The organism is Pseudomonadota bacterium, from assembly GCA_039196715.1.
Classification (GTDB): domain Bacteria; phylum Pseudomonadota; class Gammaproteobacteria; order CALCKW01; family CALCKW01; genus CALCKW01.
Map to the genome: position 1 here is coordinate 1 of JBCCUP010000030.1, position 12,358 is coordinate 12,358.

Below are 12,358 nucleotides of genomic sequence, written 5' to 3' on the forward strand. Positions count from 1 at the left end.
CGGGCGGCCTGTCGGCCGTCCCAAACGGCGTTGCCGTTTGGTCAAACGACCGTTCTTACCTGGACGGAGTGTGCCAAACAATAACGGCCACCCTGGGGTGACCGTTTTGGTTTGGCGCGCATCGACGAAAAGTTTTCGAACACGCTTTCTGAGGAATTTAGCAGATGGGAGACCTATCTCCAAGCAGAAAAAATCAATATTTCTCAAGCGCTTAGACAAGCGGTGGCTCGGAACGCTTCGGCTGGTGTGAGCTCACCACCAGATCGGGCCAAACCGCCCGACAAATCATCCCGCAACGCGGCATCACGCAGCCCTAAACCACGGGGGCTGACACGATGAGAGATGTTACAGATTTCAGCTTTGATGAAGAGCACGTCGCCGTCCGTCGTTCCCGGCGGGTGGTTGCGACTAACACTCCGACCCTTGCTGCGACGAGCCCGCCGGTTAATGACCAACCAGTTGTCAAAGACCAACAAGAGATAGAGGAGCCTGCAGCGCCGCCGGTCGCCTCTGAGTTCAACTTTGCTAGTGCTCCGAAGGTCACTGCTAAACCGGCCTCACCGCGCATCACGCTGCGCCTGACAGCGGGCGCGTTCAAGGAGGTGCAGGCGGTCAGGTCATGCTGTCGAGACACCTCTGCAACCGTGGTTTTCCCTTTGAGGATATCCAGCACAACCTGCGTCTTGCGCTTGGCTGTCCAGCGTTTGATATCGGACTCTGAATCCACCATGTCTTCTGCCTCCTCGCCGCACTATATCCTGTGCAGCTATAGAGGGGGTCAGTTCACCCATACCTTAATTCGATTCGCTTCCGAGCGATCCAATCAACGTTAGATTGACAAGGTGGGAATTGTCGATGACGATGGTGTGGCGAGTTGCGTATTTATGCCGATCCACTTGCTTTATCGAACCATATTCGCAATTCGGTTGCTACTGACAGCTGAGCAATTTATATTGTCTAGTGAGCGTGCCAGTGTAAGCAATCCGTTGCAATCAGTTCTTGGTTGTTGTACCAGCGTAACAGACGTCTTCTAACGCACCCGTGCTTGTGTATTGGCAGTAAACACCGTAGCTCGTGGGTTTGCAAGTGAAGGGATATGTGGTACTACTGATTGCAACAAATCTCATGTTTGAGAGTTCTACCAAAAACCTGCCTTAGGGCTAGCAGACGCAAAAAATCTAGCAATTCTTTAACTGATAGTGCAACGATGGGTCGCACAATCTGATTTCGTCGCCCACGTCAGCGATCTGCTAGTAGAAAACAAGCGGGCGCGCCACTCGCACGAACCGCTTACGAGATATCCCGAATGTGACTACCCTCGACTGATGATAAGCCTATATATCTTTTTGGAAGATTTATCTCGTCTGCTTCGAATGCATTTTTGAGAATTTCTACAAAGCCCTTCTCAGCTTCGATATTGGTGGTATATATCAAGAAAGTTGAGACGGATTGAGTTGGATGGGCTGTGGTGGTGTCGTGGACGATATCAAAAAAGGGAAATACACGCACGCTCGTTTGGTGTTTTTTTACTGCATATAGTCTTGTCACTCCAATAGTTTTACTCATTGAGCCCATCATGCCCGCAACGTCGAGCAAGAGCTGTCCTTTGTATGCATAGTTATTCGGAGTTGGAACCTGAGTCTTCATGTACTCAGAGCTGTTGTAGAATCTGAAGTCTGTGCAGAAAGTACCGTTGGCAGTGGCATATTGAAGGCCGTGCCTGCGAAGTAACTTGTCGACAAAAGGAGTCATTGCTCCTATTGCTTGATCAGAAAATATTTTTTGCACCTCCATTGGGCACAGCCTATGGCTTTTTTCAACTGCAACAAAAGCCCTGTAGGGCATAAATATTACATCTTGAGCTTCCTCCTCAATAGCTCCTTCGCGCCCATCAGGCGGCTCTCTTTTTAGAAAGCAGTACTCGGCTGTGAAGATATCATCTTCTCCGTTATTCTTGATTTCTAGTGAGGCGCTCTTAGAGAAAAACCTAAATCTACTATTAGGCCCAATATTATCGTCATGAACATAATATGTGGAAGCGTGATGAGAGTTTGGTATTATGCTGTGATTTCCAGTATATTCCGATAGATCGGTGCTCTGTCGGTAACCAGTTACGCATATGGCGTGCTGAGATAAGTTCTCGCTACCGTCGCTTTGGGATAGCTCGTCTTTGTTGACAATATAGTTTCCCGCTAAAACAACCGGCACTCCCAGATGGAGAAAAGGGGTGAGAAACTTGTTTAGTTTCTTGCCGGACAGCATATGGAGCGCATGCTTTCCAAGGTTGTTAAACGTCTCATCATGTCCATCTATTGCGGAAAGGTTCACGTTCGAGCCTGCTTCGTCACTCAGAAGTGCGCACAGTTGCGAGTCTGAAAGCCATAAAGCAACACCATCGCCGGTGTCCATTGGCTCTAAACCAGATGATTTAATAGCCTCTCCTATATGCCCAGACTCCCAGCCCTTTGCGGGAAAAATTCGATGTCCAGTCGAGTAGTTTTTGATTGCCGCTTCGGTTATCTCAGCTACAGTTGGTGTTCGGTAGTGAACAGAGTTTGCGGACGCATACAGCTGGGACCAGACAGCAACAGTGGAGCATACAGATACTTCCATATCCTGTTGCTGCCAGGGTATGCCTTCTATGCTTAGGTTTAAGGTCCCGATGCTAAAACTGTGTCTATAGGACCGACACATTATTCTCGGGTTGATTTTGGTTTGATCATCGTGGTACCACCGCAAAAGCGTCTTTCCTATTCTTGCCTGCGGTAGTGGCCTGACGACTATTGTTCCGAGTAGCTTTCCGCTTATTTCGTTTCGGATGTCTACATTTTCCGGATCCTGCAGTGTCTGCAGCAAGGCTTCATCTATACGAGTGGAAAAAAATGTTAGGCGCTTGCAGAAATCGTAATGTAACCCTGAGCTGAGCGAGAAGTACTTGTGGTAGTCGGAAGAGTAGTTGCGATCCACGTAGCCGGTTTCGACTATGAAGCAAGCCGCGGACTGACCTTTTAGATAATTGAATAGAAATTTAGCTTGATTACGTTCGCCGATGTGGTCGGTCAATTCGCCAAATTCGAAGTCCACGCACTGGATCGACTTCCTGCTCATTTTCTCGCCTAGATCCTTCCAAAATCCCAGGACACTAACTACACTTTTGTGCTATGTCAACGGAAAGGCAAAAGATATTCTATAGCTTAAAATTTCAGCGCAAAAAGAAACTGCTCCAGCTATTTAACGCCAGAGAATCAAGGTGATGTCGGTTTTGGATGTTCACGGCCGTTAGACTGTAGGGCCTCGTAGGATGCCCAGTAGGTCAACAGCATAGAGTCAATCAAAAACAGATTTGGACGTGCCTTGTGCATCGACTGTTGCGGCAGTCTAGTTAATTAAAAGTAGGCTTTATCGTCGATGCTGACCGCAATCTGCTGTTTATTCTGGACTCTTGGTTGTGCCCGTATTCTTCACGAAGCTTTCCTTTCAAAGCTTGGTATTCTTGAATATCAAACAAAGGGCCGTCTGTTTCTGTGGCTTTTGATGGGTCTGATGCAGCTAGAAACTGAACATGGCTATTGCCATTTCCCCACAAAGTGCAATATTTAGTTTTAGTAGTCATTTTTATAAGTATTCTTGTTATCTACTCAATGGATACATGAAGGCATTTGATTTGTATACAAATAATAATGATTTTTCACATTGTCTCATTGCGGTGATTCTCTGTGCTGTCGCGCTACATTGCTTTGACATGTCGCGAGAGGGCCAAAACTGTACGTGAAGCAGGTGTATCTGCCACTGACTATTGTCAGGTAATCCGGGATGCAAGCTCAAGCGCTTGGGCGACTCAATGTTGTCCAACCCCGATATCTTAATACATCTGTATCAGTTTTGTCACAAGTCGAGCAATCTATCCGCAGTAATACTGTCTAAAAAAACTCTAAAAAACAATACATATCAATGGTTTATGCCGTAATTGTTGTGAGACTGGCTTGCGCAATGGAGTCGCGAACCTGCAATGCTTGGGAGCCCGCCAGCGGGGCAAGCGAGGCCAGGAATCGTCGAATGGAATCGCTGTCAAAGCGTTCACGAATTGTTGCCTGAATTGCTACATGCTGCATGGGCTCTGAGGTGGAACGTTGTGTTCGACAGGAATACACGTATCATTCATCGATATATCGGCAAAGCTCGCAATATCTGTGCTAACTGCCGATCACAGCATTCGCAATGCACAAAATGAGCGCTTGTTGATTGTTAAATGCCCATCGAACAGATGTGTGAACCAATATGAAGTACATTTATACTACGCTAGCCCCTGCTATAAATTTGCAGACGCTCCCAGCCCCCCCAATATTGACTAGCGGAAAGGTTTTAATTCAATCGTGATGGGACTGGACGGGATGCAACGGGCTTGCCCTTGCCAAGGTGGTGTTGTCAGATAACACACATCTTGCAGGCCGCGACATTTTTTCGTGTCGTGGCCTTGTCAGACATTGCGCCTGGACAGGCGCTCGATTGATCTGATTTTCACAGGCAAAAGCTTCACAGCCATTTCTCCTCGCTCGCTCTCTTCCAAGGCCACTGCGCCGTAGCGCGTTCTTGTCGCGCGTTTCAATGGCACAAAGCGGCGCCCGTGCTCGTTGATATGGACTAGATTTTCCGTTGGAATTGGTGGTTCGTCTGACGCTTTGTCTGACAAGTCGGACAAAGCGCGCAGGAAAATTAACAAGTAAATTGAGTGTGTGCAAAATAAATTCACGCGCGCCGTGGCATGCTTCCGGTTGTACAGCGCTCACCCGCGCTCACCGCGCGTCACAGCGTGTTCTGGCGGTCGCGCCTGGGGCGCTGAACGCCCTGTTTCAGCGCGGTTTGGGCGCTTTGCAGCGTCATTCCGGGGTGGTTTTGCAGCCCGCGTCAGACAAATTGTTCGACATGTCTGACAAGCATGCTCATGCGGCTTGGGTGGCGCGGATTCAGGTCAAGTGCGGGTCATTGACACGCACCAAAAAGCCCGCTGGGTGACAGCGGGCTCAATGTCGTTCGTGTGGTTATGTAATTCAGTGTGTCAGGTGCGATACACACCCGCAGGGGTGGCAAGGTAATGGGGCCAGGACCTTGACAGACTCTATACCGCCGGTTTTCAGCGATGGGGACAAGCGCAAGCAGATCGCTACTATGACGGTCTTCTGGCCCATTTTGACAATCTCACAGACAATCCCTTTTTGTATCAAGCTGTTGATTTCATCCGCGAAGGGTACCGTCGCAGTGTCTACGGCAAGCACGCAGTGTATTACCGGTATATTCCCGCACACAAGGTGGAAACGTCGTGCATGACACTCCTAGGAGTGGTGGCTTCTGTCCCAAGTGTGGTAAACCGATATAGAAATGAGATGCCATGCAAAGCATACCTCAACATGTAGTTTTTCGACTGACAGACGGTGACATAAACGCTGTTGACGAATTCCTTGAAAACTTAGGAACCACAGAATCAGAAAGTTTGCACGAGGAACTAACACAAAACTTCTCCCAGGCGGCTGTCACTAACTTGGTTGCCGCTCTGAGGGATAACCATCGACTTCTAGAGCATAAGATCATCCAATCTGAAGACGATTTAAATAAGACCATATGGTCTGTTGCCGAAGACAGTGATCCCATCGCAGCCACAGTCCATTCCTGTGTTGAGAAAGATAAAGAATTTTTTCAGTTTGCTACATCACGAAACTCTTCGGACAACTTTCTATTTCTCGTTCTAACACAGGAGCGGCATTACGAACTACCGAGTCTTGTTGGTGGTGCTGTTATTGTCAAAAAAGGTTGCGATGGCCGAATGATTGAAGCCTATTACTACAACGACATTGATCAGATGTTGGCAACCTTTATGGCCTCAAATCAGTGGTACGATGAACTGAATTTAGACAGTATCAATTAGATCTCATTGCTACACATAACTTGACGCCAACCTTCATATGTTGCTAACAAAGAACTTGCAGCTTACCCAATTTATTGTGGCGAGGTCTCGTGAGACGCGTGGGAGATAGGAAGGACAAATTTGCATCCCACTGAGCTGCACATGAACTAGAGTGTGAACACTAAACTAGCAAAGCGTTTACTTCTGATCAGCTTTGTCACGACTGAACGCACAGTATGAAGATGAATTCTGATCTGTTCACTATGTTCGCCGCGCGGCGTTTGAACGCCACCGCGCTGGTGACCAGCGATGATGACGAAAAAACGCGCGATTTCCACATGTCCTTGAATAGTGCGTATCACCTGTTCAAGTGGACATTGGATACGCGCAATCCAAACGGTAGGCTGTTTCAGTACCACCCAGGCTTTATCACGACACCGACACCCAATGCTCTTGCTGATCAGGTTGATAGGCAGTATTTCATTGGGTTGCACGAACAGATGTTCGTCTCTGTCAGTGAGTTTGCCCTTTTTTGCTTTGCGCAAAGCGACTTCTTTGCTGAGATGGGTGATGCCAGCAAGGAAACTTCACCGCCACCGTGGGATGAGACAGTACCGGGCCTATGGCTGATTGACAACACCACGCAAGGTGGATCGGTAGGTGAAGAGCATAGCCATCAATTGATACCTACCGACCTCACGGCGCTTGCGCGCTAAATGTTTGATACGGTTTGGGAGCAACGCGAATTGCAGGCCGAGGCCCTCAAGGAGACACTTCGAACCCAGAAAAAGGCGCTCACGCAGCAGGTCGAAGAGCTGTTGGATCGGGTGGTTGATGCCACAGAGCCAGCGGTGATCGGTACTTACGAGCGCAAGATCAAGATGCTGGAAAAAGAACGTCGTCTGATCGAGGAAAACTGGCCGTTGAAAGCCGCACTGTGGGCGCGCGGGCGCGCACCAAAGTGGAGTTGTTCGAACGGGCGTTGCAGTTTCTCTAGAACCCTTGGAATCTCTGGTGTTCTGGCGCGTATTGGCACAAGCGACTGGTGCTACGGCTGGCCTTTACGCAGCGCATTCGCTACTGTCGTGAAAAGGGCTTTTCGAACCAGAAAACGGCCTTATCTTTCAAGGTGTTTGGGATATTTTGGGTGGTCAAGTAGAGATGGCGCACCCGGCAGGATTCGAACCTGCGACCCCCGCCTTCGGAGGGCGGTACTCTATCCAGCTGAGCTACGGGTGCGGCGTGTGGTCCAAGCGAGACCAACGTAGCGAGGCAGTCTAGCCTGTCAAAGCGCCGACGTCCACGCGCTGGTTTGTCGCTGTGCAGCGCGATTGCTACACTTTGGTGCAGTTCAGGATACAAACCTGACCCGTTCGACGTGCGCGTGCAGTGGGGCACAGCACCGCCGAACCCTCAAGAGGACGTTCGCGTGAGTACACTCGAGGTGGAAGGCCCATCCGACATCGAGTTTTTTCAGATGTTCGGCGTCGTATTGGGTGCGTTGACGTTGTTCACCGTCATCATTCTGGTGTTGGCCAACACGCTGGATGCTGGCAAACCGGTGAGCGCAATGGAGCTCAATCGCCTGGAATCGCGCATCGCGCCGGTGGGCGCTGTTCGGATGAGCGCTGACGACCCGGCTCCCACGGCGGCTGCGCCAGCAGCAGCAGACGCGGGTGAGGTTGTGGCGATGTCACCCAAGGAGATGGTTGATATGGCCTGTGCCGCATGCCACAGCGCCGGGGTGGCTGGCGCACCCAAACTCGATGACGCCGCTGCCTGGCAGGCTCGACTCGGTGAGCGCGGGATGGACGGCTTGATTGCCAGTGTGATCAACGGGCGTGGCGGCATGCCGGCGCGCGGCGGCTCGGCGCTTTCGGACGTGGATATCGCCAAAGCGGTCGAATGGTTGCTCGGCAACTGACGCAACGCAGGATCCGACGACAGCCTGGCTCGCGCGGGTTGCCTTTCGTCTATCAGTCGCGGCGCAAGCGGTCGTCGACCGCAATTGGCGTGGGATAGCGGGCGACGATCCAGTAGCTCGACACCAGAAAGCTCAGCACGGTCGCGGCCTGCACCAGGCCCGCGGCGCGTTCGCTCAGGAAGCCGGTGGCAGTGCCCACCAGGGCGATCAGCAACGTGAACTCGCTGATCTGCCCCATGCGTACACCGATTTCTCGGGCCACATTGGCCTTCTCCTGCTCGCGCCGCAGCAGTAGCGTGAACACCCAGGGTTTGAGCACCAGCAACCCGCCGGCGAGCACCACGGCGGGCAGCCAGACGTCGGCAACGAGGTCGAGGTTGAACCCGGCGCCGAGGGCGAAGAAAAACATGATCAGGAAGAAGTCACGCAGCGGCTTGAGGCTCTCGGCGATGTAGCGGGCAATCGGGTTGGCTGCGAGGGTGATGCCGGCGACAAAGGCGCCGATCTCGTGTGACAGGCCGAGTGCGCCGGCGAGCTCGGCCATGCCGAGGCACCACCCGATGGCGAGCAGGAACACGTACTCCTGGATCTGGTCGAATTTGGCGATCAGGCGATGCAGGGCGTAGCGCGAGAGAAACCAGGCGGCGCCGAGCAGGGTCGGTAGCAGGATCGCGAGTTTGGCCACGGCCAACGCCGGGTCACCCGGCTGGCTGAGGCCCTGCAACAGCAACAGAATCGCGATCGCGATGAGGTCCTGCAGCAGCAGGATGCTGACGATGATTTCGCCCATGCGTTGGTGGTGCAGGGCGCTTGTCGGCAACAGTTTCAAGCCGATGATCGTGCTTGAAAACATGCACGCGGCGGCGATCAGCAGGCTGTCGGTCAGGCCGAAGCCGAAGGCCCAGGCCACGCCGTACCCGAACGCGGCAAAGCCGAAGCAGGAGAGGCAGGTGACGACGACGGCCTCGCGGAACAGCTTGCCGAGGTCGGCGGGTTCGAGGTTCAGCCCGAGCAGGAACAGCAGGAAGATGATACCGACGTTGGCGATGTCGGCGACCAGGGAAGGGTCCGGCACCAGGTTGACGCCTGCGGGTCCGAGCAGCAAGCCCAGTGCGATGTAAGCGATCAAGAGCGCCTGGCGAGCATAAAGTGCCGCGGTGGCGAAAACGGCCGCACCAGAGAAGATCAGGAAGAACAGGAAGATGATGGAGTCGTGCACGGCGCTGTCATGCGGGGTGTTCTCCCACAGTGTAGGCCCATGCCGTTGCCGGTGGTCGTCGTGATCGGCGCACCGTGCCTTCGGTCGAGAAGGCAGCGTGGTAAACTGTGCGGCTGGCGCGCGCGAACGCCACACCGCGCGGCCCAACCCGACAGACAGCGTGACTCATGGATCAGTACATCGAATTCGTCTCGAACCACCCCTACATGTTCCTGGCCCTGGCCGCGACCATCGGCATGATTGTCTACGTCGAGTACGAGCGCCTGACCAGCGGCGGCAAGGCGGTCAGCCCGATTGCGCTCACCCGCCTGCAGAACGACGGCGCGCTGGTCATCGACGTCCGCGACGACAACGCGTTCAAGTCGGGCCACCTGATCGACTCCAAGCACATTCCGATGGCCCAGTTGGAAAAGCGCGTGGGCGAAATCGAGCGACGCAAGGACGACCCGGTGGTCCTGATCTGTGAGAACGGCATGCGGGCGCAGCGTGCGTGCAAGACCCTCAAGAAACACGGCTTCTCGACCCTTCACCACCTCGCCGGTGGCATCAACGCGTGGCAGAAAGCCAACTTGCCGACGGCCAGCAAGGCCTGAGGTCGCGCCGCGCCGCAACCGTGACGGCGCGCATCCCCCAATCAACCGACGAGTAAATCCCGATGGCCGAAGAGACCCCGGCGCCCAGCTTTCGAATCCACAAGGTGTACGTGAAGGACATCAGCTTCGAGTCACCTCGTGCCCCCGCCCTGTTCGTCGAAAATGCCGGTTGGCAGCCGAAGGTGCAGGTCCAGCTCAATTCCGAATCCTCGCCGGTCAAGGACAAGCTCTACGAGAGCGTGCTCACCTTGACGGTGACCGTGCTACAGAACGACGAGACCGCCTACCTGGTCGAGACCAAGTACGCGGGCTTGTTCGAGCTCGGCGGCTTCCCAGACCCGCAGCTCGCGCAGATGCTGGGCGCCTACTGCCCCAATGTCCTGTTTCCGTTCGCGCGTCAGCTCATCTGCGACACCGTTGTCGCTGGCGGATTCCCGCAGTTGCTGCTTGAACCGGTGAACTTTGACGCGCTGTTCCAGCAGCAGCAGGCCAAGAGCCAGGCCAGCGCCGACCCGACGCTGCAGTAGTCGCCGCCGTGACGGCGACTCGGCTCACGGTGCTCGGCGCCGGGTCCTGGGGCACGGCCCTGGCCCTGCAAGCGGTCCGGGCCGGTCACCACGTCACCCTCTGGGGTCGATCGCCGGAACAGCTCGCTGCGCTGCAAGAGCAGCGAGAGAACGCGCGGTACCTGCCGGGCATTGCACTGCCTGACGCCCTGGTCATCGAGACCGACCTCAGCCGCGCGTTGCGCGCCTGTGAGGGCGCCTTGATTGCCACGCCCAGCCACGCCTTCGGCACCACACTGGAGGCCGTCGCCGCGGTGGCGGCGCCGCCGCTGTTGTGGGCGACCAAGGGCTTTGAACCCGGCACCGGTCGCCTGCTGCACGAACAGATCGAGCAGCGGCTTGGCCACGCCCATCCGGCGGCCCTTGTCACCGGGCCGTCCTTCGCCCGTGAGGTGGCCACAGCGCTGCCGACCGCGGTCACGGTGGCGGCGCGCGACCATGCGACGGCGACGCGTTTCGCCGACTGGCTGCACGCCGGCGCGTTCCGCGTGTACCTGTCCAACGACCTGATCGGAGCCCAGGTGGGCGGTGCCCTCAAGAATGTTCTCGCGATCGCCGCGGGGATCAGCGATGGCCTCCGGTACGGTGCGAATGCGCGCGCCGCGCTGATCACGCGGGGCCTGGCCGAGCTGAGTCGCATCGGCGTCGCGCTCGGTGGCAAGGCCGAGACCCTCGCCGGCTTGACCGGGCTTGGCGACCTGCTGCTCACGGCCACGGACGACCAATCGCGCAACCGCCGATACGGTTTGGCGCTCGCGGCCGGTCAGGGGGCAGGCGAAGCCCAGCGGGCCATCGGGCAGGTGGTCGAAGGCCATGGCACGGCGCTCGAAGCGCACCGGCTGGCGCAGTCGCTTGGCGTTGACGCGCCGATCGTCGAACAGGTGCACGCCGTGTTGTACGACGGCCGTCAGCCCGAGGCGGCCGTTCGCGCCCTGTTGGCACGCAGCGCAACGGCGGAGACGCGCTGAGGGCCGGTCAGCGGGTCTCCGATGACCCGTTGTCGTCCGTGTCGAGCTGCCCGGACACCTTGCCGATCACCTGGGGCACCAGGCGCTCGCTGAAACCGGCGACAAAGGACCAGAAGATCAGTTTGGCGTTCTCGTGGTTGCTGATCGGGTAGCTGGTGCTCATCCAGTCGTAGAAGTCGGCGGTGTTGTTGATGGCTTGGTAGCTGTATTGGGGAAACAGCGAGCCCTCGAGCATGCCGCCCATGAACATGAACATGAACACCAGCGAGAACACCCCACCGTTGATCGGAATCAGGGTGATCGAGAGCCAGGACCGCGTCAGGGCGCGCATCTCGAGCTCGCCCATCTTGGGCAGGCGCTGCTGGATGCTCACGAAACCGCCGAGCAACCCGCACATGAAGACGAGGACGGAAAGGACAGGAGGCGCCTCCTCGCTCAGTGTCATCAGCACGTAGGCCAATGTCCCGATCAGCGCCAGACTGCCGCCGGTGAAGCAGACAAGCTTGCGGGTGATCAACTGCATATAGGCCTGGCGATCGGCGTCGCTCATGTGTGTTCTCCGTGGACCGGGGGGCTCAAGGGCTTTTCACAGCAATCGGTTGACCAGGTCACCGTGCGGCGGGGATCGGTGACACCGTGAACCTGTCAGGCGCTGCCCGGAAAACCCTGCTGTCGCCAACTTTCGTAGGTTGCGACGGCGGCCGCGTTGGCGAGGTTCAAGCTGCGGCCCGCCCGGCACATCGGCAAGCACAGGTGCCGGTCCGTCGGGATGGCGTCCAGCACCGCCCGCGGCAGGCCACGGGATTCCGGTCCGAACAGCAGCGCGTCGTCGCGGGCGTAGTCCGCGTCGGTGTAACGGCGTGTCACCTTGCTGCTGAATGCCCAGACACGGGTCTGCGGCTGTGCACTGCGGTAGTCGGCGAACGATTCGAAGACCGCGACCGTCGCCCATTCGCGGTAGTCCAGGCCAGCCCGTCGAAGCCGTTTCTCGTCCATGTGGAAGCCCAGTGGCTCGATCAGGCAGAGGCGGTACCCGGTGTTGGCTGCCAGGCGGATCAGGTTGCCGGTGTTCTGGGGTATTTCGGGTTCGAAGAGGACGATATCGGGCACGACGGGGCGGTCGAAGGCGGCAAGGCTTGCCGGGGCGGCGACGATTCTCCGGACTCGGCCCGATTTTGGCAATGCATTG

The 12,358-nt window shown here is 55.8% G+C and carries 10 protein-coding genes and 1 tRNA gene; 6 read left to right on the top strand and 5 right to left on the bottom strand.

What is annotated here, in order from left to right; genetic code table 11:
• Positions 1–1,290: 1,290 nt before the first annotated feature.
• Positions 1,291–3,084, bottom strand: a complete 1,794-nt coding sequence (locus AAGA11_11825; GenBank protein ID MEM9603545.1) for a hypothetical protein — start codon at positions 3,082–3,084, stop codon at positions 1,291–1,293.
• Positions 3,085–5,386: 2,302 nt separating this feature from the next.
• Here AAGA11_11825 and AAGA11_11830 point away from each other — a divergent pair.
• Both AAGA11_11830 and AAGA11_11835 read left to right on the top strand, forming a co-directional pair.
• A complete protein-coding gene (locus AAGA11_11830; GenBank protein MEM9603546.1) occupies positions 5,387–5,920 on the top strand; it encodes a hypothetical protein in 534 nt (177 codons plus the stop codon).
• Positions 5,921–6,135: 215 nt separating this feature from the next.
• On the top strand, positions 6,136–6,615 hold the full coding sequence (locus AAGA11_11835; GenBank protein MEM9603547.1) for a hypothetical protein: 480 nt from the start codon (positions 6,136–6,138) through the stop codon (positions 6,613–6,615).
• Positions 6,616–7,061: 446 nt separating this feature from the next.
• Here AAGA11_11835 and AAGA11_11840 read toward each other — a convergent pair.
• Positions 7,062–7,138: transfer RNA gene (locus AAGA11_11840), tRNA-Arg, on the bottom strand.
• A 190-nt stretch (positions 7,139–7,328) separates the two neighbouring features.
• Here AAGA11_11840 and AAGA11_11845 point away from each other — a divergent pair.
• Positions 7,329–7,823 (top strand): c-type cytochrome, encoded by a 495-nt coding sequence (locus AAGA11_11845; protein MEM9603548.1) that lies wholly within the window; start codon positions 7,329–7,331, stop codon positions 7,821–7,823.
• 52 nt (positions 7,824–7,875) lie between these two features.
• Here the strand turns inward: AAGA11_11845 and AAGA11_11850 are convergent, their stop codons facing one another.
• A complete protein-coding gene (locus tag AAGA11_11850; protein ID MEM9603549.1) occupies positions 7,876–9,042 on the bottom strand; it encodes a cation:proton antiporter in 1,167 nt (388 codons plus the stop codon).
• A gap of 167 nt (positions 9,043–9,209) precedes the next feature.
• Between AAGA11_11850 and AAGA11_11855 the strand changes: the two genes are divergently transcribed.
• The 3 genes from AAGA11_11855 (at position 9,210) to AAGA11_11865 (ending at position 11,169) form a co-directional block, all read left to right on the top strand.
• On the top strand, positions 9,210–9,635 hold the full coding sequence (locus AAGA11_11855) for a rhodanese-like domain-containing protein (GenBank protein ID MEM9603550.1): 426 nt from the start codon (positions 9,210–9,212) through the stop codon (positions 9,633–9,635).
• Positions 9,636–9,697: 62 nt separating this feature from the next.
• Positions 9,698–10,162 carry a protein-export chaperone SecB gene (gene secB / locus AAGA11_11860; protein MEM9603551.1) on the top strand — a complete coding sequence of 155 codons (465 nt, stop codon included), beginning with the start codon at positions 9,698–9,700 and terminating at the stop codon, positions 10,160–10,162.
• A gap of 8 nt (positions 10,163–10,170) precedes the next feature.
• Entirely contained in the window at positions 10,171–11,169 is a 999-nt protein-coding gene (locus AAGA11_11865) for an NAD(P)H-dependent glycerol-3-phosphate dehydrogenase (protein ID MEM9603552.1), read from the top strand.
• Between the two features lie 7 nt (positions 11,170–11,176).
• On the opposite strand, the gene AAGA11_11870 is transcribed toward AAGA11_11865, so the two are convergent.
• Positions 11,177–11,719, bottom strand: coding sequence for a hypothetical protein (locus tag AAGA11_11870; GenBank protein MEM9603553.1), 543 nt, complete (start codon positions 11,717–11,719; stop codon positions 11,177–11,179).
• A gap of 95 nt (positions 11,720–11,814) precedes the next feature.
• Positions 11,815–12,279 carry a TrmH family RNA methyltransferase gene (locus AAGA11_11875; protein MEM9603554.1) on the bottom strand — a complete coding sequence of 155 codons (465 nt, stop codon included), beginning with the start codon at positions 12,277–12,279 and terminating at the stop codon, positions 11,815–11,817.
• Between the last annotated feature and the right edge of the window lie 79 nt (positions 12,280–12,358).